This is a genomic window from Novosphingobium sp. BL-S-24, from assembly GCF_055521575.1.
Window position 1 is genome coordinate 2,074,969 of the sequence record NZ_CM145488.1, and the last position, 20,714, is coordinate 2,095,682.

The following is a 20,714-nucleotide window of genomic DNA, read 5'->3' on the forward strand; positions in this document are numbered from 1 at the left end:
GCCCGTCTCGGCGGCGGTTCACAGCTCCAGTTGGATGCGGTCCTCGTCGGCCGATTCCTGTTCGGCGGGCACCGCACTGCAGATCAGCACCTCATCATCCGCAAGGCTCACGCCGGGCTGGCGGATGTGGGTGACGGCACCGCGCAGGAGCTTGGTCTTGCAGGTTCCACAGGTGCCTTCGCGGCAGCTAAATTCGGGTGACAGTCCCCGCGCCTCGGCAAGATCCAGAAGCGTTCCGGATGCCGGCGTCCAGCGCCCCTCCTTGGCCGACGCCATGAAGGCGACGGGCACCGTCTTCGTGGAGGCTGGCCGCATTGGCGCTTGAGCGGACGCCGCGACGTCGGGCGTGCGGACCAGGGAGGACGGCCCGAAGGCTTCCGCATGGATGCGCGCGTCAGCGATATTCAGCGTGCGCAGGCCGTCATAGAGCGCCTGGGTGAAGGCTGCGGGGCCGCACAGATAGAAATCATAGTCGTTGAACGGTAGGAAGCGGGTGAGCAAGGGCATGTCGATCCGGCCTGCGGCCTCGTAATCGGTGCCTTCAGCGGCATCCGTGGGGTCGCTGAGCACCCGGATGACCTTCACGGCGCTGAAGGAGTTTTCGACCAGCGTCGCCAGCTCAGAGCCGAATGGGCGCTCCGCCTTCGTTCGGGCAGCGTTGAACAGATAGGTGGGGCGCACCCGCTGTTTGCGGACGCCCTCATAGACGACGTGGCGCAGCATCGCGAGCATGGGCGTGATGCCGACACCGCCCGCCAACAGGACAGCGGGGCGCGTCTCGCGCGCGTCGATCGTGAAGTCGCCGGCGGGCGCACGCGCCTCGATCACATCTCCGACGCGGATGCTATCATGAAGATGGCTCGAGACCGCGCCCTCGCGCTTGATGCTGAGGCGATAGACTCCATCGGAGGGGGCGGCGGACAGCGTGTAGTTCCGGATGACGGGCTTGTCGTCGCCGGGCAGCGTCACGCGGATCGGGAGATGCTGGCCCGCCTGGTGGGGCAGCAGTCCGGCACCGTCGTCGGGCTGGAGGTGAAAGGAACGGATCGAGCTGCTCTCGTCGACGATCTTCGTCACCTTGAGCGGACGCCAGCGGGTCGAAAGCTCGGCCGCGCGAAGACGGTTGGCGGCCTCGTCCCAATCGCCGGTCATCAGCGAACTCGGCGACAATGGCTCCTCCTGCATAGCCCAGCGCAAAGCGAGCGCGCCACGTCTGCGCACGATTGTCTGCGCGGTGAACGTCCAGAGTCGCTCCGTGCCCTGAAAGGCGGCGATTTCGGGGCTGTCGAAGATGACTTCGGCGGTGCCGGTCATCTGGAGCACGTCGCCGCTCGCATAATCGATGAACAGCAATCCGGCTTTGCCGTTGAGGAGGATGTTGCCGAGGGTGTTGAAGAACAGGTTGCCGTCGAAGTCGGGAATGGTGAGCGTGCCCTCGTCGGCGATACGGACGAATCCGGCCTTGCCGCCGCGATGGGAGACATCGACCTGCCGACGATCGTCGCGATCGGCGTAGGAGGCCACAAAGAAGCTGTCCGCGCCTGCGATCATGGCCCGGGCCGCGGCGTCGAGCGCGCTCAGGGCCTCGACGTCGCCGGCGTGGGGCGTGCCCGGATCGCGGGCGTAGCTGAAATCGCGAAGCTGGATGTAGCGCGGGCAGTTGCCGAAACTCTGGTCGACATCGATCCGGAAACCGTGTGCCGCCTCGCCGACCACTCCGTTCATACGGTTCCTTCGGCGCGTGTGCATCTCGATGCCGAGCAGTCCGACAGGCTTGCGCGGTGCAAGCCCTGAGGCGGCGGGATCGGTCGGGTCCGCAGTGGCGTCGACCTGAAGCGTGGTCGCGTCGGGAGAGGTGATGAACCCGGAGCGTCCTTCCAAAAACGTCGCCCAGGGCGCGCCGGCCTCGTCGACGCTGCCGAGCACGATGAAAGGGAGCTTCGCGTAAAACTCGCGATGCTGATCGGGCATATAGTCGCGGATCACCCGCTGACCGACCGACGCCATGCGCTCTGCGACGCCGACCTTCTCCTGAATGAAGCGCTCGCCTTGATGCCAGACGGGGAGCTTGGTGAAGTTCGACGTCATCGTTCTCGTGCCTCTGCTGGGGTCTGGCGGGCGCACCATGGTGGAGCGCCCGCTGTCGGCGGCATGGTTATGCCGCCAAGCCGACTGGGGTCTTCACGAAGGGCACGAAGCCCGGCAGCCCTTCGACGCGGCGAAGGAAGGCGTTCACGTTCGGGTAGCTGGAAAGACCGACATTGCCCTCCGGCGCCCGTGCGACATAGCTGTAGATGGCGATGTCGGCGATTGTGGGCTGCGAACCGACCAGCCAGTCAGCGCCCTCCAGATGGGCTTCGAGACGGCTGAGCAGGGTATGAGCGCGGCCGATCACTTCGTCCGCGTCGAACTTGGCGCCGAACACCGTGATGAGCCGGGCTGCAGCCGGGCCATAGGCAACCTCGCCGGCAGCGACCGACAACCAGCGCTGGACGGAGGCTGCGCCGCGCGGATCTTCGGGCAGCCAGTCTGCGCGACTAGCCTTCTTGGCGAGGTAGACGAGGATCGCGTTTGAGTCCGCGACCACTACGCCGTCATCTTCCAGCACCGGCACCTGGCCGAACGGATTGAGGGCGAGAAATTCGGGCTGCTTGTGTGCGCCAGCCTTGAGATCGACTTCGACCAGCTCGTGGGCGACGTTGAGGAGAGACGCAGCCAGCACGGCGCGGTGCGAGTGGCCCGACAGGGGATGATGATGAAGCTTCATGGCGAAATCCTATGTGATGGTCGGGTCCATTCCCGATCCGCAGCGCCATTGTGCTTCGATACCGGACCGGCGAGAATGACCCGTATCGGCACTTCATTATTCCGGTCAGTGTAATGGTGAGCGCCAACTGCCCCCGTCAGTCAGGTCGCGGCGTCAGCGGTCGGTGTTCCTTAAATGGGTACATCGGGTCGCGAATCCGGAGGCTAGCGGCAGACGCATGTCTAGGTGAGCTTGCCCGCACATCTTTGACGCTCGCAAGACCACTGGAGAACACTATGACGATCGGGATCATTGGAGCCGGCAACATCGGCAGCACTATCGCAATGCGGCTTGGAGCGAAGGGCGTTCCGGCGACGATCGCCAACAGCCGCGGCCCAGAAACACTCGCCGATCTTATTGCGAAAGCCGGACCATCCGTCACCGCTGGCACCCGTGAGGAGGCGGCATCCAAGGATATCGTATTTGTTGCCGTGAAGTGGCTGCGGCTCCAAGACGCGCTTGCTGGCCTCGACTGGAACGGCCGTGTCCTCATCGACGCCAACAATCCGATCGTCACGATGGACGTCCTCATGATCGACGTGGCTGGCCGTGCCACTACCTCAGTCGTGCAGGATTGGGCGCCGGGCGCACGCGTGGTAAAAGCCTTCAACCACCTCGCCGCACCGGTACTGGCGAAAGACCCCCAAGCCGAAGGTGGCCGCCGCGTGTTGTTCTACGCGGGTGACGACGCGGAGGCCAAGGCGAAGGTGGCCGACCTAATCGACCACCTCGGCTTTTTCGGGCTCGATCTCGGCGAGGTCGAAATTGGAAGTCGCCTGTTCCAGACGCCCGATGGACCACTCATCAGTCACGATCTGGTCAAGATTTGCTGAGGCACACCCGCTGCGTCTCATATCACAGGCGGTGACTGCTTCTCCCTAAGCTTTGAGCGACAGCCTCCGCGGCGTCGCGGGTGACACCGAACTAGCGCGTGACCCTCCACGGTGGCGGCTCCACAGATGGCGAACTCTACGATGCCAGATTTATCCCTAGATTTGCGATACCTCCGCTACGCTCTGGTATCCGCTGAGTTAGGCAGTTTCCGAAGGGCGGCGGCGGCGCTTGGCGTACCCCAGTCGACGGTCAGCCGGCGGGTGGCGCAGCTCGAACACCGCCTGCAGTTCGCAATCTTCGAGCGGGATTCCCGAGGTGTTCGACTGACTGCAGCCGGAACCAATTTCTTGAACGAGGCGGCAGCGGGGGTCGATCAACTCGCCCACGCCGTCAACGCGGCGCGATCCGCGCACCGCGGGGACCGTGGTGAAATTCACATCGGGATTCTCGCCTCCCTCAGCGTCGGCTTCCTGCAACTTCTCCTGAAAGAGTTTCGCGAGAAGCATCCGCTCGTTCGAATCCAATTGCACGAGGGCTCGCCGCAATCGAACGTACACCGCCTCACGACGGGTGCTCTGGATGTTTGCTTCGTCACAGGGGAGCCAACACTCCCGGGCTATCAGGCCGAAGCTCTATGGGGCGAGCGGGTCAATGTGGTACTCCCGACCGACCATGAGCTTGCAGAGCGCGCCTCAATCTCATGGGACGATCTACGGCGAGAGGCCTTTATAGTCAGCCAGACTGGCGCAGGCCCGGAAATCCACGACTATCTGACGCGGCGACTTTCGGGCCTTGGTTCGCGCGTGAATGTAACGACCCACGACGTCGGCCGTGAAAGTCTGCTTGGCCTCGTGGCGATCGGCTACGGCCTGACTCTGGTCAGCACCTCCTCTACCGGGAGTGACGTGCAAGGGATTACCTTCCGGTCGATCGCCGGCGATGATGATGTTCTTGCGTCGAGCGCCGTATGGTCATCGGAAAATAAGAATCCGGCGCTCAAGAGGCTGCTGACGCTCGCGAGGAATGTAGCGCATAGATGCTCGTCGTGCGGATCATGGTTGGCGCCGACAGCGGAAACCCGAGTGCGCAAAGCCGAATAACTCATCGCTGGGCATGATACCTGCGCCCTGTCAGTGCCGAGGTTATCCGCCGGAACGCTCCCGGCGCGAGCGGGCAAACTCGCGATCGGTGGCCATGAAGCGCTCCAGCATCGGAGCGATAAGGCGGGAGGGATCGGAGATCGCCTGACCGGATTGCGAAGCGAGCAATTCGGCATAGACGGTGAGGTCGCGATGCAAGCCGGCGGGAAGGTCGATAGTCAATTTTACCGGCTTCTCGTCCTCGATCGCGCTCAGCTTCAGTTTGCCCATCATGAATCTCCATAGGGTTCAAGCACGAGGTCGCGGGTGACGATCAGGCGGACCGGAAATCCGGGGCGGATCGTCAGCGTGGGTGCGACATTGAGCTGCCGCCGGACAATCTGCTGACCGGCATCGTTGAAGGTGTCTTGGCCGCCATTTCGCAGCGCGCGCAGCAGACGATCATCGTCGTTTACGGCCAACTCGGATCCAACGCTGAGCAGCGTCGAAAGGCCTGCTGCTTTCGCGAGGTCCCACCAATGGAAATTCACGCCGTCCTGCAGACCGGCGAAGCCTTCAGCGTCCGCGCCTGGTGCCCGCTCGAGAACGATCGACCGTCCATTTGGAAAGAGGAGCCGATTCCACACGAGCAGGACTCGGGTTTGCCCGAACTGGACGCTGTTGTCGTACTGACCGATGACGCGCGTGCCTTGCGGGACCAGCAGGATGCGACCTGTCGGGCTGTCATAGATGTTCTCTGTGACCTGTGCGGTAATCTGGGCCGGCAGATCCGAACGGATGCCGGTGATGAGAGCTGCCGATATGACCGCACCGGCTTGGAGGATGTTTCGGGAAGTCGGCGACGTCAGCCGCTCGGCCGACACCGTGCGACGCTCGGGCGCAGCGTTGAGAAATGCGGACTGGCGGTCTTGCGCCGTCGGCGTTGTGCCCGTCTGCGATGCTGCCGCTACGCCACCCGGCTCCGCCAAAGTGGGCAATGAGGGGGGCGATGTGGTTCCACCGGCGTCTGATGTCGCGAACAACCCGGCGGTTCGCGCGGATTCGACCTCCTGGATGCGCCTCTGCCGCTCGGGGCTGACCTGCTTCGTCGCGGCGCCGGGACTGACTGCCATGCCGGGAGGTTGGACGGCCTGACCGCGCTCCTGGGCGCTCAGGATCGGTTTACCGAGATCGCCGGGCAGCGGCGGACCGAGTTTGGGGACCGCGCCATAATCGCGGGGAAGCGAGGCGACCCCATCGGCCGTAGGGCGATTTTCAGTTGAGTAGAGTTCCTCGGGAGCGTGAACCGAGCGGTTCGCCTGCAGGGCGTAGATCAGGGCGCCGCCGATGCCGAGGCTGGCGACTAGCCCCATTGTCGCCAGCACCTTGCGCGATAGTCGGGTGACGCGAGGTGATTCAGCGCGCAGGCGCATCGCTGCGGGATTGACGGGTTCGCCCGTCAGGGCCTCGCCCTCATCGTCAGGCGCCGTGTCGTTGGAAATTGCTGTGTCGCTCACTTTGCAGGCTTCCCATCGGTTCGGACGATCTGCACCCGCTGCTGTCGGTGCGCGGACCCGAACCGCAGCTCGGCGGCGGCAAACAGGCGATCAACAATCATGTGATGTCCGCGGACACGGTAGTTGACCAGTTCGGAGGATTTCCCATCGGCGCCGACGACAAAGAGAGGCGGCATTTCGCCTTGGGCGATTCCCGTCGGAAACTCGATAAAGACCTGCCTCCCATCGTCGAACGCGCGCGTCGGCCGCCAAGGCGGGCGGTCGCCCTCGATGGCATAACGGAAGTTGATGTTTTCAAGATCGACCCCGGTCGCAACCGTTGGCGATGCAGCCGCTGCCGCGCTTTGGCTGCGAAGGGCGAAGAGCTGGTCTTGCGGATACTGCCATGAGACCGACGCCATGTAGGTCCGCTCGGTCGAGCGCAGCTCCATGTGATAGGTACGAGCGCTGGTGTTGATGACGAGATTGGTCGTGAGGTCGGCCCGGGTCGGCTTCACGAGGATGTGGACCTGCTGTAGTGCGCCTGTCCCGCTCATGGTGTCGCCGATGATCCATCGAACGGTGTCGCCAGCGGCGACGGGGCCTGCACCGACGAGCTGCTCGCCCGGCTGAAGCGCGATGTCGGTGATCTGCCCGATCGCGGTGTAGACTTGGTAGAGCGCACCGGGGGTAAAGGGATAGACCTGCATCGAGTTGATGAAGCCGTCCCGTACAGGCTGCATGCGCGCTGCGGCATTCGCGAGATTAACCCTGGCAGCGGGATCCGACGGCTCCGGAGGGCGCGCACCGCTCTCGACGGGTTTTAGCTGCCCCGGAAGCGGCAAGGGCTTGGGCACCTCGACAACCGTAACCGGCGCGGGCGGTTCGGCGACGACAGCCGCCGGGATTGCGGCATCGTATGAAATCTTCGGGGGCGGCGTGGTGGAGGCGCATCCGGCGAGGACACCTGGCGCGATGATCGCGACTATGCGTGCGCAGGGCGATACGGAAATGTGGGAAGCCGGTAATCCGGCTTTACGGAAAGTCGGCTTCATTGTCCTAGCTCCCGAGACCAATTGATGGCGTTGACGTAGATTCCGAGGGGGTTATTTCGTAGCGTGTCGGCGTCGCGAGGAACCTGCACGACGATCGTGAGGATCGCGCACTGCGAGGAGAATGCGCGCCTTGGTGACGCGGCCGAGATAGTTGCCGACGGTCGGCCGCCAGCCTGCCTCGACCATGTCGAGTCCGGTCGCGCGTGCGAGCCGATCGGCTTGGGCGAGACGGTGGTCCAGCCCGTGCTGGGAGACGCCATGGCCTCCATAGGGGTTGGGCCTCTCGTAGAGCGCGTTGACGCCGTAGCTCACGCAGTGCGCGAGGAGCGCATTGCGATCAAAGTCGTCGAGCTGGTCCAGCCAGTCCCAACGAGCGTCCTCATCCGCCGGGATCGTGTCGCCCCAAAGCTCATGCCGCTGCTCGACCTCGCGGGCGACAGGGCTATCGCCGAGGGCGTCGTCCTGAGCGGGGAAGAAGACGTGCCGGACGGATGCCTCCAGCGCGCCGCCATAGGACCGATGGTCGAAGGTGTCGGCGACGAGCTTGTGGAGGAGCGCCGTCAGGGCAACGCGCGGGCTGTTGGCGACGGCGTTGCGCAGGGCGAGCGTGCGGTGCGCAGTGAGTTCGCCTAGCAGGCGGTCGGGGAGCGGCTTGATGCCATCCTGCTCCTCGATGGCCTCGACAGGCTCCCCGCCGATCGCGATGACGGTCCGCTGCACGACGGGCATGTCCGCCTCATCGTCGCCCTGATCGCCGACATGCCGGTCGGTCTCCTGCGGCTCGATCGGGGCCTCGTCGACCGGGCGAACATAGCCGCGCTCGATGTCGAGGTTGCCCTCATGGTCGATGCTGATGAAGACGCCGGCGCGGGCCACCTCTTCGGGCTCGTAGCGGGACGGCCGGCTCTCGAAGGCCGCCAGCGCGTTCTCGATCTCGCCCAGGCGCGCATCGATCTCGTCGGGCAACTCATCGACGCCGTCATATTGGGCCTCGATCTGCTCATATTCGCCCTTCAGCCCAGCGATCGTCGCTTCTTCCTCGGCGGTGAGGTCGGTCGGCTCGCCGGCGAGTTCGCGCAGGCCGTAGGTCGCATCATAGGGGAAGCTGACGCCCACCTCGATCCATTTCCAGCCCTCGGACGCGATGCCGTTCGCGACCTCGTGGAGCTTCTCGGTCACGAGCAGATCGAGGAGGCCCGGATCCTGCAGCCAACCGCCATCGTCATCCTCGAACAGGTCGCGCAGAACGTGACCCCCAGCCTCCTGATAGGCCTCGACGCCGACGAAGAGGGCGCGCTTGTCCTAGGCGCGGACGGCGGTCTCGGTCAGCATGCGACGGATCTGATAGGGCTGCTTGTTCCAACCATCCTTGATCGCGTCCCAGACCTGTTCCTGCCGCGCGTGGTCGTCCGACACGGTGAAGGCCATCACATGCTCGAGCTGCATGCCGTCCTCGGCGTAGATTTCGAGCAGCGCGGGGGAGACGGCGGCCAGGCGCAGGCGCTGCTTCACGATAGCGACGGACACGAAGAAGGCTGCGGCGATCTCCTCTTCGCTAATGCCCTTGGCGCGCATGTCCTGGAAGGCGCGATACTGGTCGAGGGGATGAAGGCCGGCGCGCTCGACATTCTCGGAGAGCGAAATCTCCTCGGCGCTGATGCTGTCATCGCGCTCGCGCACGACGCAGGGAATGGGCGCGATCTTGGCGAGGCGCTTCTGTTTGACCAGCAGTTCGAGGGCGCGAAACCGGCGTCCGCCTGCGGGAACCTCGAACATGCCAGTCTCGACGCCGTCGGCATCGACAACGGGGATGACACTGAGGCTCTGGATGAGGCCGCGCCGCGCGATCGACGCTGCCAGCTCCTCGACCGAGACGCCGGCCTTGATGCGCCGGACGTTCGACTGGCTGAGGATGAGCTTGTTGAAGGGGATGTCGCGCGAGGAGGCGAGCGTGATCTTCTGTACCGCAGTAGCCATGGTAGGTCTCCGCGACGGGCGCCGAGAGCCTCTCTCTCTCTCGACTTAAACCCGTCACGAAGACCCCCTCAATCCCCTAACTCTCTATCGGCGGCGGGGACCGCCGGGCCGAGGCCGCGAGAGGATTTTCCGCGCATCCCGGAGATAGTCGCGCCAGGTCACTTCCCGGCTTTGCGAGATGGTCGCGCCGTTGCTGAATCCTACGGCGATCAGGCCGGGGCGCGCCTTGAGCGTCCCGCTGGCCAGGGCATCGACATAGAGGCGCTGCGCGAGCGCCTTTTCCTCGTCCGTGTAGGGTTCTTCTTCATGGTGATCGCATTCTCCAATGGGTTTTAACCGACCCTCGGAGAGCGACGCGCCCCCCAAGGGGCTGCGCCGGCTAACTCCGATCTGGAGCGCGGGACCCCGATCCGGATCGGGGTTGGCGGTCGTGAAACGCCGCCATGCGAAGCTCACGGGAGATAGGCCGACGTGGCGCCCGTTCAAGGGCGCGGCGTAGAGCCGGAAATACGCAAAGGCGTAATCCCGGCTCTGTGGCTATCAGGCGACACGATCGAGGAGCCGTTTCGCCTTGCTCTCAAGATCGAGCCGGGCATCCTGATTGGTCTTGTCGCGGGCTATCGCGGTGATGCCCTGGACGAAATCGAAGACGCTTTCGGGTGGGCGGCCCTCCTCGGCCAGGACGGTCTCGATGATGCGGCCGGTTTCGGCCTTGGAGAAACCACGGCCGCGCAGGAAGTCGCCGCGTTCCTCGTCGTTGCGGGCGACGATTCGCTCCCGCGCAGCCCGGATGCCGTTGACGAAGGGCAGTGGCGATGAGTTCGCGAAGTTGAGCAACGCCGGTGCCGCCTCATGGGCGAAGCGTGACACTGCATATTTGGAGTGGCGGATCGAGATTTCCTCGAAGTCCTCGACGCCCCAGAGATTCCGGTTCTGGCAGACGGCGCGGAGATAGAAGCTCGCCATGCCGAGGGTCTTCGCCCCGACCTCCGAGTTCCAGCAGTAGAAGCCGCGGAAGTAGAGATCGGGCGATCCATCGGGCAGGCGGCCCGCCTCGATGGGATTGAGATCGTCGACGAGGAACAGGAAAACGTCGCGATCGGAGGCGTAGAGCGTGGTGGTGTCCTTGGTGATGTCGACCCGGGGATTGTAGACGCCGGTCGACCAGTCGAGCACGCCGGGCACCTTCCAGCGGGTGTCGCCCGTGCCGTTGCCCGCGATGCGTTGGACGGCATCGACCAGCTCGTGATCGAAGATGCGGCCATAATCGGGGCCGGTGACGGCGCGTAGCTCAAGCCGTCCCTCCTCGGTTTCGAGCGTCTTGATCTGCTCGGCACGGTGGGAGGTCAGTCCATATTGGAGGTTTATTGCAGCAAGCGGCGCGGGAAGCTGGCGCAGGTAGGCGGCCGGCGCGCCGACCAGGCTGGCGAGCTGGCCGAAGCTCCAATGGGTCGGCGCGACGGGTCGATCGGCGCCGGGCAGAATGAGGGCCAGGCGTTCGGCGTTCGATCGGTCGGCCTCGACGCGGACTGCGGCGGTTTCGAGGACGCGGGTATGGCTCCGCTCGGACCGGCTGCGCACGGCGTGGCCGAGGGCATCGAGCGAGAGGAAGCGTTCATCGTCGGGGCGGGAGAACCACTCCGACGAAACCCGGCCGTTCCGTTCGCCGCGCGAGACATCGACTTTGTATCCGCCGCTCACATCACGGCGCGCGTCTAGGGTCTGGGTCGTCATGGCACTGGTCTTTCGCGACGGGCGCCGGGAGCCTCTCTCCCAGCCCTTAACCCGTCACGGCCATCGGCTCGGCACTCTTACTCTCTGGGGGCGTTGCGGGGTCTCCCCGCAGAAGGGGTCGGCCGAGACGTCCGGCTCGGCCACAGGGGAAGGCCATCCCCTCAAATGCGCGTTTCCGTGAACTCGCAAAGGCACAATTGAGAGTTTCCCCGCAAAGCCGGCAATGCGGTTTTCAGGCTTCCAGCAAAATCGTGCGCCGCTCACGGTCGTCGTCGCCACCCGCGACCGCCTTCGACGCGTTCGCGGAGAAGCTGACCCAGCGGACGGCGGCCGAATGTGCAGGCGGCGATGACCCGATCGTAACTGCGACGGCCCGCACGGCAGGCGATCGTCTTTCGCCGAACATACTCGAAGACGTCATCCCGCCAACGTCTGAACTATTCTGTCACGTCTGACGCCTGATAGTTTTCGGCCGCTTTCCGATGCTGTTAACGCCCATCTCCCGATGTGTTATGCGGTGGCAGTTTGCGCAAAGACAGGAAAGGTCTTCCAGCCGGGTTCGGGTATCGGTCTGCGCCTATGACAGGGGCCACTTATGGTGGACCTCGATGACCGCTTCGCCATTCGGTCCAAGCGTCTCGCTTGGGATAAGGCCACATCGCTCGCACGCTAGCTTGCCATTTCTTTCGATGAAGTCAGACTTTTTCCGCGCAGCGAGTCCACTTGCGCGCTCGCGTCGGAGATGTGCCACCTTTTTCTCGTCACCCTCCGCCCACGAGCGATCGTTGTCGCTTGGCGGGATGCTGGTCTCACCCTCGCCAGATGGCCCATTCTCGTCGTCGCGCCCATCGAGGCCCTGTCCGACGAGAGCCTCGGTCGCGGATAGCCGTAAGGCTAACTCGGGTAATTCGACGCTCACATCAAAACGGAGCTGCTTTGTCGAATTACCTTGGTTTGGGGTCGCACCCTTAGCCCGCCCAAAGGCTCTCGCGGATCGTCGGATGAGACGCTTGACCTCGTCAAGCGGGAGATTTTCGAAGTCCTCGGCGGTGGCTAGCACGACCTCGGCCCCTGAGGCGTGCGCGCGACGGCTGTCCAGCAAAACACGCGAGATCACGCGCGCCTGTGGGCTTAGGCGATCTATGATCGCATCGAACGCAGCGGAATACTCTGGGTTACGCTCTGGGCGTCCGCCTGTTGCGCCGCCGCGGCTATGCAAGGTGACCCGACGGTCGGCAAGTTCGACTGTGGCGGCGATGAGGCCGCCATTGGGATGCCGCAATTGGTAGGTCATGAAGACGGTCTCGGATCCGCCGCTGCGGCGCGAAAACATGGTGCGGCCCGCCTACGCGGAATGTTCTTTATTTGTTCTAGCGTCCATGATATTCCTTGTGTGGTCCGGCATATTGAGGCAAAGATCGAAGCGCCGCGGAAAGCCGCGGATCGCCGCGGAGGTCTGATTGGGCAAGGATGGTCGTGACGCCGAGCGGGTGACCACCACGCTCAGTCGCCGACAAAAGGCCGAGCTTGATCGGCTCGCCGAGGCTGAGGGCGTCAAAGTGGCGTGGCTCGTCCGACGAGCGGTGGAGCAATATCTTGAGCAGAAGGCCGGCGGCCCGATGCTCCCCTTGGATTAGGAGAAGCGAGGATGCGCAGCGCTGAACTCTTCGCTGGATGTGGCGGGCTGGCGATGGGAACGTCCCTCGCGGGCTTTCGTCACGAGCTGATGGCGGAGTTCGACCATGACGCGGTCGAGACTGTGCGTCACAATCGCTCAAACGGCGTCGAGCATGTCGCGCATTGGCCGATGGAGCGACTCGATGTCCGTGACATCGACTGGTTTGCGCACCCCGGCCTCGACCTGATCTCCGGGGGGCCGCCGTGCCAGCCGTTCGGTATTGGCGGCAAGAAGATGGGGCAATCGGACGCGCGCGACATGTGGCCGGAGGCCATCCGAGCGGTACGCGAAGGCCATCCCCGAGCGTTCATGTTCGAGAATGTGCGTAACCTCGCCGGGCCGCGCTTCCGTCCTTACCTCGAGTGGATCGTCGCGCATCTTGAGCGCCCCTCGATCACACGCCGCCCTGGCGAATCGCTGGTCGATCACACGATCCGCCTACGATCGAGCGATAGCGCGCCAGAATATCGCACCTGTTGGCAGGTCGTGAACGCAGCCGATCTTGGAGCCGCGCAGATTCGCCACCGCGTGATCATCTTCGGGATCCGGGTGGATGTGGGGGAGGCGCCTGTTCCAATGCCCCCAACGCATTCCCGCGATCGCCTGTTATGGGAGCAATATGTCACCGGGACCTATTGGGATCGGCATGGCTTGAAGCGGCGCGCCAATCCAACGCGGCGGGATGACGCGCGTCGCGTCGCCATGTTGCGAGCGGCAGGCGTGGAGCCGAAAGGCGCGCCTTGGACGACCGTGCGCGACGCTTTGTTAGATCTGGGTGAACCCAATGGCGAGAGGGACCATGTCGCGCAGCACGGCGCGCGGGTCTATCCCGGGCATACAGGCAGCCCACTGGATCTACCGGCGAAGGCGCTCAAGGCGGGCGATCACGGCGTTCCTGGCGGAGAGAACATGATGGTTCGCGACGATGGGTCGGTGCGCTATTTTACCAAGCGCGAGGCGGCGCGTCTGGTCGGACTGCCTGACACGTTCTCCTTTCCTCGCTCGTGGAGTGAAAGCATGCGGCAGATGGGAAACGCGGTGCCGGTCCAACTGGCGCTTGCGGCGGGAAGGAACGTCATCGCCCATCTCGGCTTGCCAAGAGCGCTGGCGCCACGGCGCCGTGCGGCTTAGCTAGAAGCTTAATGAAAGCGGCGGTGTGATTCGGCCTTCCGCTCTTCACCGGAGCGGGAGAAACGATGGCATTGTCACCCGATCGCGCGGCGATCAAAGCGCTAAATGAAGCGCTGGAAGCGGTCCTCGCGGCAGCCGGTGAGACGCCACCGCAAGCTGTGGTCAAACGCATCCGTGAAGGGCTCGCGGCGCACGCTGACGCGGTCGAGACCGCCCGCTCATCGAGCGACCCTATCCGGATGCCCAAGGGGACGTTCGATCCGTCCGATCCCAAGGTTGTTGGTCGGATGGTCTCGCTCGCCTTGCTGGCGCAGCCCCTGATCCGCTTGGCCGACATCCGGCCATCCTATGGCTCGGGGGTATACGCGATATATTACACCGGGGATCATCCGCTTTACGCGGGGATTACCGGTTCCGAGACTCCGATCTATGTCGGCAAGGCCGATCCCGCCAAAGATGACGCCAGCACCACGCGCGAGCAGGGCGCGAAGCTCACCGCGCGTTTGCTGGAGCATGCTGGGACAATCGCCACGGCAGCGGGATACGCCGACCAGCTTCCGGAGGGGCTAAGTCCGATCCGCCTAGAGGATTTCGTTTCCCGCCGACTGGTTTGCGCGACGAACGCGCAGCTGGTGGCGGAGAAGCATCTGATCCGCACCTTCTGGCCCGTATGGAACGCCGAGACCAAGGCTTGCTGGGGCATGAGCAAGCATGGGGACGCGGCGAAGACCCGCGCGAACAAGCGCTCGCCTTGGGACGTCGTACATCCCGGCCGACAATGGGCGCTTGACGCTAGCCTCGTGAACTCCATCGAGCCTGACGAGATCGCGACTAGAATCACTGCCACTTTGGACCGGGTTCCGGCGCGTCGCGATCATGCCGAGCTGCTTGAGGAGATGCTGCGCGGCTTCCGTCAGGATGGTGACGCTGAGCTCGACGAGACGTCGGCGCCGATGGCCGAAGCGACTGGCCCCACTGAGGGCGAGGCGGGCGGTCCAGACGACGCGTGAGACGCTTCCACCGCTTCGAACCTTTGTATTGGGGCCGCATATAGCCCGGCGGAAATCCAAGGAGCGGCGAAAATCCGCTTTAACCCGATCCGAGGTTATGCGCCGGGTGAAGGGCGCGGATACCGCGCCCGAACGGCTCGTACGCTCAGCGCTTCACGCTCAGGGCCACCGCTTCCGGCTACACGCGCGGGATCTGCCCGGCCGTCCCGACATCGTCTTTCGCGGCGATCGGCTCGCGATTTTTGTCCATGGCTGCTTTTGGCACCGCCACCCCGGCTGTCCGCATTGCCGGATGCCCAAGTCGCGCGTCGACTTCTGGAAGGAGAAGTTTGCCGCGAACGTCGCGCGCGACGCCGCGGTCGCCACCCGCCTCATCGCCGACGGTTGGCGGGTCGCGACGATCTGGGAATGCGAGGCGCGCGACGCGGCGCGACTCGGCGCCTTTGTCGAGGAGGTCACGCGACTACGCGATCGCTCAGGTGAGAAGCCTGGCGATCGCGACGAAGGGCCGCCTTGATAGCTCGAAACTGTCGATCCACCTCGTCTCGGCGCCGAACGTCCGGCGCGCTTGTTCGACAACTAAGGGCGAAGCGCCGGCCGTGTCTCGCCATAGCGGATGGCGCACCGCGATGACGCGCCGGCCCCCGGGATGATCGACCGCGATCGCGGGCAGCGAGCCGTTCGCGATCAGGTTGATCCTGGCGCTGCTATGGGCGACCCGACTCAGCGCCTCCTCAGCGACCGCACGCCAGTCGGCCAGTTCGGGCGCGCTAAAATCGCCATCTCCGCCAATTTGCGCGCTGGGATCGAGAAATGCGCGCGCATAGGAGATGCCCAGCCGCCAGTCCAACAGGCCGTGATAGTTGCGGTTGCCGTAGCGCTGCAGGCACTCATAGCAGGCCTGATCGCAGCTCGCGCGGTGCGCCGCTCCAAGGAAGTCCCGCATTGGCCATGCCTCTTCGTTGCTAACGATGTCGCGCAAAAGGTCGAGCGCCCAAGGGCGATTGGCGGGCAGTGACAAGTGCCGCGACAGCCCTGACCCGTTGACGAGCGTGTCGGCGATTTGAATCACCGGCCATTCGCGATCGGCGACGCGCGTGACGCGCGGCGGCAGAATCTCGAACTCGCCCGGGTCGACGTCGAGGTCGAGCGCTGCGCGATCGACCAACAGGAACGCCATCGTCAGCGCCGCCGCGCGAATGGCGGTCTCCATCTCGAAGATCGTGCTGTCGGCCAAGGGCACGATCAACCGAAGCTCATGCCGCCTAATCATCCGCAGCAGACCCGTCAGCACCGCGGTTGGGCCAGCGTAGGCCTGTGGTCGATCATCATCGTGACCCTGCTGGGCGCCATGAGGATATGGCGGTCAACCGCGCGATGGGCTTGCCGCGGCGTGTGATGCCGATCGTATCGCCCGTTTCGATCCGGTCGACCAATTCGCTTAGACGGGCTTTGGCATACGTCAGACTGATCGACTCCATCTCATGCTCCTGGCAATGGCGCTCGCGGCGATCGACCGGAAAGCTCATGCTCGCGTTTCTCGAGAATCTTCTGTAGAGCGATGAAGGTAGTTTTTCGATCTTCGCTGCGAAGCGAACTGCGTTCGGGCACGGCGCCATGGAGGCGGTTGACAGCGATAGATGGCGAAGCCTCGCAAAAAAATTTCTTCAGGAAAATCGTTTGAAATCAAAAGCGTAGATTTTTGACGGTTTGTGTGTCGGGCACGAACTCGAAGAAGGCAAAATCTTCTATGTATATCAATGATTTATCTATCATTGAGGCAATCGAGTGGGAATAAGCGCCGCATAGCAAGCTTCCATTGGCATTAGATGGCAGCGGTTTGTCCGCCATTTAATGCCAATCAGGAGCTTTATCGGGTTTGCCTCTTTTCCAACGGATGTAGCTCGGGACTCGGCGAGTGTATTGCCGTCTCGCACCGGGAAGCAGGCTGTCGCGACACATGCCGGTATACGGCCAAGCACCGCGGCAGCGACGCGATGAATAAGCGAACATCGACAAACCGGACCGCATTCTGCTCGGCAAGCATCCCGATGCTCGATTGAATCGTGTCAAAGGCAGGTAGTCCTCACCCGTGGAGCGGGGCGGCCGGTGTCGAGCGCCAGTTCTGACGATCGCACCCGCGGATATTCATCGCCGCCGCCAAGGCCAGCCGGTCACGCCTGCTGCCCACAGCGGCAGCCAGATCAGCACCGGCTGAAGCATCAGGCGCGGAATGTGGTAGCCCAGACCCAGGCCATGATCGGGCCGGGCCATGTCGATCAGCATATGCTGAAAGTTCGCGGGCCATACGCACAGCGCATAAGCCGCCAAGCCCCATGCGGCCACCTTGCGCAGGCCAAGCGAGAACGGCTGCAACAGACCCGCTGCCCCGGCCAATTCCGCAACGCCCGTCAGCATCACCGTGGTCGCCGGGAATGGCACCCATTCCGGCACGATTTCAACGAATGGGTGCGGTTTTGCCAGATGCAGGATCCCCGCTGCGGCATAGATCACCGCCAGCGCGGTTCGGGTGAGGGTGCGGCGGTTGATGCTCATGGGACATCATGGGCGGGGATGACTGCCCTGCGAAGGGACATTCGTGCGCGCCACTAACAAAAAAGACGGCCGACAGCCATTGCTGCCGACCGTCTGTCGCGACCCGTCCGCTCAGTTCGTTGAGCTGACCTTGCGATACGGTACGAAGTCCTGAAGACCCACGAAGCCGTTCCACATGAAGCCCGGCGAACGATCCCGCAGCTGAACCGTATCGAGGTTGCACAACTGCGATGTCGAAAGGCGAGTCACCAGAATGTCATTGTCGTCCAACTGGTCCGCGTTCGTCGGCCGGTTGACGTACAGGGTTGAGCCCACCCTGTAGACGATCGCGGTCTTGTCGATCACGGTCGAGTTGTGGGTTTGTGAGTAAGGGATGCAGTTGACTGGCTTGCCGGCTTCGCGTCCTGCCAGCATTTTGGAAAGCTTCTGCTCCCCGGTCATGCTGGTTCGGGCATCGACGGTTGGGACGGCAAGCAGCGAAGCACCGACAGCGAGTGTCGCCGCGATCGCAAACTTCTTCATCGTGTTCGTCCTTTTCAACGCGCCCCGCGTTATCGCTTGTATGGCACGAGTCGCCTTAACTGATGCTGACCCTTGCCCTCCGGTCCATCAAGCTGTGCCGCCCACCGTCAGCCCATCAATCAGAAGCGAAGGCTGGCCGACGCCAGCAGGCACGCTTTGCCCGCCTTTGCCGCAGACGCCGACGCCCCGATCCAACTCCATGTCATTGCCGATGGCTTTGACGCGGGTCAGCACGGACGGGCCATCGCCGATCAGCGTCGCGCCCTTGATCGGAGCGCCCAGCTTGCCGTTTTCGACCATGTAGGCCTCGGTGCAGGAGAACACGAACTTGCCGGATACGATGTCCACTTGGCCACCGCCAAAGTTCTTGGCGAAGATGCCTTTCTTCATGCCCGCGAGCATTTCGGCCGGATCGTCGTTCCCGCCCTTCATGAACGTGTTGGTCATGCGCACTTGCGGAGCGTGGGCGTAGTTTTCGCGGCGACCGTTGCCTGTGGGATCGACACCCATCAGGCGGGCATTCAGGCGATCCTGCATGTAGCCCTTGAGGATGCCGTCCTCGATCAGCACCGTTTCGCGGGTCGGCGTGCCTTCGTCGTCGATGGTCAGCGATCCGCGACGGCCGGGAATGGAGCCATCGTCCACGATCGTCACGCCGGGGGCGGCAACCCGCTCGCCAATGCGGCCCGAAAAGGCCGAGGTGCCCTTGCGGTTGAAATCGCCTTCCAGTCCGTGGCCGATCGCCTCATGCAGCAGGACGCCGGGCCAACCGGCGCCGCACAGTACTGGGAATTCGCCTGCGGGTGCATCTATGCTTTCCAGATTGGTGAGCGCCTGCGCCAGCGCGGTGTCGATCGCCTCGTTCCAGTTTTCCGGCCTGAACAGATCGTCGTAGAGGTAGCGCCCGCCCATGCCGAACGATCCGGTTTCACGCCGACCGTTGCTTTCGGCGACGATCGAGACGTTCAGGCGGACCAGCGGCCTGATATCGGTTGCGATGTAGCCATCCGGGCGAACGATCTCGACTACCGACCATGACCCTGAGAGGCTGGCGCTGACTTGCGACACGCGCGGATCGCGGGCGCGGGCGGCGGCGTCGATCGTTTCGAGCAGTCGAACCTTTTCCGCAAAGTCCACAAGATCGAGCGGGGAGACATCAGTGTAGAGCTTGGCGTTGGTCTTGACTGGTGGGGCCGATCGCACGCCGGTTGCGGGATCGAGCAACTGCAGGGTCTCACCGGCGCGGCGAATGGCTGCGGGTGAAATGTCGTTGGCATGGGCAAAGCCGGTCATCTCACCGGAAATGCCGCGAAGCCCGAACCCGGCATCGCGCGAATAGTCCGCCGTCTTGAGGCGGCCATCGTCGAACCCGAACGCCTCGCTTGCGACGAACTGCATGAACAGTTCTCCGTCGTCGCAGGATTTCAGGGTTTCCGCAGCAAGCGCCTGCGCCTCTTCAGGCGATAGCTGGCTATAGAGGAGCGATCTGGGGTCCGTCATGGTCATGCCGCCGATATAGGGCGCATGACCGCTGGCGCAAAGGCCGTATCAGGCGGCCTGTTGATCCGCCGGTCCGCCCTTCAGTACGAAGCGACGGTCGCAGTACCCGCATTCGACGAAACCCTTTTCGTCGATTTCGAGCCAGACGCGGGGATGGCCTAGCGCCGCACCGGCGCGGATGTCGGTCGCGCCGTCGCAGGAGACGCGGTGGGAATCGGTGAAGACGGTTTCGGGCGAGTTCATGGAATGGCCGATTACCAAGGGCATGACGGAATTTCCAGCCGCCAAATGACGGCGGCCATGATTCGCTACGTTGCGCCCTTTACGCGCGCGCCGAGGAAGCCCAAATGCTCCACCATGAGCATTTCTTCCGCCACCGCCACAGATTCCACCCCCGCGATCTCCATCCGCGATCTGGTGAAGCGATACGCCCCTGCTGGACTGGGCGAAGGGAAACTCGCCTTGAAAGGCGTTTCCTTCGATGTTCCCGAAGGCGAGATTTTCGGGCTGCTGGGCCCGAACGGTGCGGGAAAATCCACCCTGATCAATATCCTTGCCGGCATGGTGATGAAGACGTCCGGCTCGGCGGAGATCTGGGGTTTCGATATTGATCGCGACACCCGCAACGCCAAGCGGTCTATCGGCATCGTCCCGCAGGAAATCGTGTTCGATCCCTTCTTTACCCCGTTTGAAGTGCTGGAGATACAGGCCGGTCTCTATGGCATCGCCAAGACATTGCGCCGCTCGGAAGAACTACTGCGTGCTGTCCATCTGGCCGACAAACGCGACGCCTATGCCCGCACGCTATCGGGCGGAATGAAGCGCCGCCTACTTATCGCCAAGGCGTTGGTCCATCAGCCCCCGGTGCTGATTCTGGACGAGCCGACGGCGGGCGTGGACGTGGAACTGCGCCGCCAGCTTTGGGAACTCGTCACCGAACTCAACCGCGAAGGCGCGACCGTGGTGCTGACGACGCACTACCTCGAAGAAGCCGAGGAGCTGTGCGACCGGATCGCGATCATCAATCACGGCGAACTGATCACCAACAAGCCCACGCGCGAACTTGTCGGCATGGCGCGGGAGAAAATCATCGTTCTGACGCTCGATCGGGACGTCACGTCGTTGCCGACGCACCCCGGCTTCGTAAAATGCGTGAAGACCGGCGACCGCGCGATCGAGATCACGTACGACAAGGATCACAGCAATGCAGGCGAAATCCTGGCGGCGATGCAGGCGCAGGGTTTCTCGATCATCGACGTGACGACGCGCGAAGCCGATCTGGAAGACGTCTTCGTCACCCTTACGACGGAAGCGCGGTCGAAATCCTGATCGTCAG

At 63.6% G+C, this 20,714-nt stretch carries 23 protein-coding genes and 1 pseudogene; 8 read left to right on the plus strand and 16 right to left on the minus strand.

Annotated features, from left to right (window positions below; genetic code table 11):
* Nucleotides 1-18: 18 nt before the first annotated feature.
* Both ACZ1JM_RS15285 and ACZ1JM_RS15290 read right to left on the minus strand, forming a co-directional pair.
* Entirely contained in the window at nucleotides 19-2,088 is a 2,070-nt protein-coding gene (locus ACZ1JM_RS15285; protein WP_465133229.1) for an FAD-binding oxidoreductase, read from the minus strand.
* Between the two features lie 67 nt (nucleotides 2,089-2,155).
* A complete protein-coding gene (locus tag ACZ1JM_RS15290) occupies nucleotides 2,156-2,767 on the minus strand; it encodes a glutathione S-transferase family protein (protein ID WP_465133230.1) in 612 nt (203 codons plus the stop codon).
* Between the two features lie 275 nt (nucleotides 2,768-3,042).
* On the opposite strand from ACZ1JM_RS15290, the gene ACZ1JM_RS15295 reads away from it, so the two are divergent.
* Nucleotides 3,043-3,639: an NADPH-dependent F420 reductase gene (locus ACZ1JM_RS15295; RefSeq protein ID WP_465133231.1), complete on the plus strand. Its 597-nt coding sequence runs from the start codon at nucleotides 3,043-3,045 to the stop codon at nucleotides 3,637-3,639.
* 141 nt (nucleotides 3,640-3,780) lie between these two features.
* On the plus strand, nucleotides 3,781-4,740 hold the full coding sequence (locus ACZ1JM_RS15300) for a LysR family transcriptional regulator (protein ID WP_465135091.1): 960 nt from the start codon (nucleotides 3,781-3,783) through the stop codon (nucleotides 4,738-4,740).
* Nucleotides 4,741-4,782: 42 nt separating this feature from the next.
* On the opposite strand, the gene ACZ1JM_RS15305 is transcribed toward ACZ1JM_RS15300, so the two are convergent.
* The 3 genes from ACZ1JM_RS15305 to trbG form a co-directional block, all read right to left on the minus strand.
* Nucleotides 4,783-5,013, minus strand: coding sequence for a DUF2274 domain-containing protein (locus tag ACZ1JM_RS15305; protein ID WP_465133232.1), 231 nt, complete (start codon nucleotides 5,011-5,013; stop codon nucleotides 4,783-4,785).
* Complete coding sequence (locus ACZ1JM_RS15310; protein WP_465135092.1) at nucleotides 5,010-6,152, minus strand: TraB/TrbI/VirB10 family type IV secretion system protein; 1,143 nt, start codon at nucleotides 6,150-6,152, stop codon at nucleotides 5,010-5,012. The genes ACZ1JM_RS15305 and ACZ1JM_RS15310 overlap by 4 nt, the downstream gene beginning before the upstream one ends.
* 80 nt (nucleotides 6,153-6,232) lie before the next feature.
* Nucleotides 6,233-7,141 carry a P-type conjugative transfer protein TrbG gene (trbG, locus tag ACZ1JM_RS15315; protein ID WP_465135093.1) on the minus strand — a complete coding sequence of 303 codons (909 nt, stop codon included), beginning with the start codon at nucleotides 7,139-7,141 and terminating at the stop codon, nucleotides 6,233-6,235.
* On the opposite strand from trbG, the gene ACZ1JM_RS15320 reads away from it, so the two are divergent.
* Nucleotides 7,065-7,295 (plus strand): hypothetical protein, encoded by a 231-nt coding sequence (locus ACZ1JM_RS15320; RefSeq protein ID WP_465135132.1) that lies wholly within the window; start codon nucleotides 7,065-7,067, stop codon nucleotides 7,293-7,295. The two genes, trbG and ACZ1JM_RS15320, sit on opposite strands and share 77 nt — an antisense overlap.
* Here the strand turns inward: ACZ1JM_RS15320 and ACZ1JM_RS15325 are convergent.
* From ACZ1JM_RS15325 to ACZ1JM_RS15345, 5 genes and pseudogenes are all read right to left on the minus strand, one after another.
* Nucleotides 7,267-7,377, minus strand: a pseudogene (locus ACZ1JM_RS15325) (VirB8/TrbF family protein); the annotation flags it as partial. The gene ACZ1JM_RS15320 and the pseudogene ACZ1JM_RS15325 overlap by 29 nt on opposite strands.
* Before the next feature lie 1,195 nt (nucleotides 7,378-8,572).
* Nucleotides 8,573-9,247: a ParB/RepB/Spo0J family partition protein gene (locus ACZ1JM_RS15330; protein WP_465133233.1), complete on the minus strand. Its 675-nt coding sequence runs from the start codon at nucleotides 9,245-9,247 to the stop codon at nucleotides 8,573-8,575.
* Between the two features lie 84 nt (nucleotides 9,248-9,331).
* On the minus strand, nucleotides 9,332-9,733 hold the full coding sequence (locus ACZ1JM_RS15335) for a hypothetical protein (RefSeq protein ID WP_465133234.1): 402 nt from the start codon (nucleotides 9,731-9,733) through the stop codon (nucleotides 9,332-9,334).
* Nucleotides 9,734-9,787: 54 nt separating this feature from the next.
* A complete protein-coding gene (locus ACZ1JM_RS15340) occupies nucleotides 9,788-10,981 on the minus strand; it encodes a DUF932 domain-containing protein (protein ID WP_465133235.1) in 1,194 nt (397 codons plus the stop codon).
* 232 nt (nucleotides 10,982-11,213) lie between these two features.
* Nucleotides 11,214-11,360, minus strand: a complete 147-nt coding sequence (locus ACZ1JM_RS15345) for a hypothetical protein (protein WP_465133236.1) — start codon at nucleotides 11,358-11,360, stop codon at nucleotides 11,214-11,216.
* A 1,081-nt stretch (nucleotides 11,361-12,441) separates the two neighbouring features.
* Between ACZ1JM_RS15345 and ACZ1JM_RS15350 the strand changes: the two genes are divergently transcribed.
* From ACZ1JM_RS15350 to ACZ1JM_RS15365, 4 genes are all read left to right on the plus strand, one after another.
* Entirely contained in the window at nucleotides 12,442-12,618 is a 177-nt protein-coding gene (locus tag ACZ1JM_RS15350) for a ribbon-helix-helix domain-containing protein (protein ID WP_465133237.1), read from the plus strand.
* A gap of 11 nt (nucleotides 12,619-12,629) precedes the next feature.
* Nucleotides 12,630-13,790 (plus strand): DNA cytosine methyltransferase, encoded by a 1,161-nt coding sequence (locus tag ACZ1JM_RS15355; protein ID WP_465133238.1) that lies wholly within the window; start codon nucleotides 12,630-12,632, stop codon nucleotides 13,788-13,790.
* A gap of 65 nt (nucleotides 13,791-13,855) precedes the next feature.
* Nucleotides 13,856-14,800, plus strand: a complete 945-nt coding sequence (locus tag ACZ1JM_RS15360; protein ID WP_465133239.1) for an Eco29kI family restriction endonuclease — start codon at nucleotides 13,856-13,858, stop codon at nucleotides 14,798-14,800.
* A gap of 97 nt (nucleotides 14,801-14,897) precedes the next feature.
* The gene (locus tag ACZ1JM_RS15365; protein WP_465133240.1) at nucleotides 14,898-15,317 is read left to right on the plus strand and encodes a very short patch repair endonuclease; all 420 of its coding nucleotides are present in this window, start codon (nucleotides 14,898-14,900) and stop codon (nucleotides 15,315-15,317) included.
* Here ACZ1JM_RS15365 and ACZ1JM_RS15370 read toward each other — a convergent pair.
* The 6 genes from ACZ1JM_RS15370 to ACZ1JM_RS15395 form a co-directional block, all read right to left on the minus strand.
* Nucleotides 15,276-16,049 carry a hypothetical protein gene (locus tag ACZ1JM_RS15370; protein ID WP_465133241.1) on the minus strand — a complete coding sequence of 258 codons (774 nt, stop codon included), beginning with the start codon at nucleotides 16,047-16,049 and terminating at the stop codon, nucleotides 15,276-15,278. The two genes, ACZ1JM_RS15365 and ACZ1JM_RS15370, sit on opposite strands and share 42 nt — an antisense overlap.
* Nucleotides 16,050-16,128: 79 nt before the next feature.
* A complete protein-coding gene (locus ACZ1JM_RS15375; protein WP_465133242.1) occupies nucleotides 16,129-16,329 on the minus strand; it encodes a type II toxin-antitoxin system Phd/YefM family antitoxin in 201 nt (66 codons plus the stop codon).
* A 619-nt stretch (nucleotides 16,330-16,948) separates the two neighbouring features.
* The gene (locus tag ACZ1JM_RS15380; protein ID WP_465133243.1) at nucleotides 16,949-17,356 is read right to left on the minus strand and encodes a DoxX family protein; all 408 of its coding nucleotides are present in this window, start codon (nucleotides 17,354-17,356) and stop codon (nucleotides 16,949-16,951) included.
* Between the two features lie 111 nt (nucleotides 17,357-17,467).
* The gene (locus ACZ1JM_RS15385) at nucleotides 17,468-17,878 is read right to left on the minus strand and encodes a hypothetical protein (RefSeq protein ID WP_465133244.1); all 411 of its coding nucleotides are present in this window, start codon (nucleotides 17,876-17,878) and stop codon (nucleotides 17,468-17,470) included.
* An 87-nt stretch (nucleotides 17,879-17,965) separates the two neighbouring features.
* The gene (gene tldD, locus ACZ1JM_RS15390) at nucleotides 17,966-19,384 is read right to left on the minus strand and encodes a metalloprotease TldD (protein ID WP_465133245.1); all 1,419 of its coding nucleotides are present in this window, start codon (nucleotides 19,382-19,384) and stop codon (nucleotides 17,966-17,968) included.
* A gap of 42 nt (nucleotides 19,385-19,426) precedes the next feature.
* Nucleotides 19,427-19,621, minus strand: a complete 195-nt coding sequence (locus ACZ1JM_RS15395) for a zinc-finger domain-containing protein (RefSeq protein WP_465135094.1) — start codon at nucleotides 19,619-19,621, stop codon at nucleotides 19,427-19,429.
* A gap of 114 nt (nucleotides 19,622-19,735) precedes the next feature.
* On the opposite strand from ACZ1JM_RS15395, the gene ACZ1JM_RS15400 reads away from it, so the two are divergent.
* Nucleotides 19,736-20,707 carry an ABC transporter ATP-binding protein gene (locus ACZ1JM_RS15400; protein ID WP_465133246.1) on the plus strand — a complete coding sequence of 324 codons (972 nt, stop codon included), beginning with the start codon at nucleotides 19,736-19,738 and terminating at the stop codon, nucleotides 20,705-20,707.
* Nucleotides 20,708-20,714: the final 7 nt, after the last annotated feature.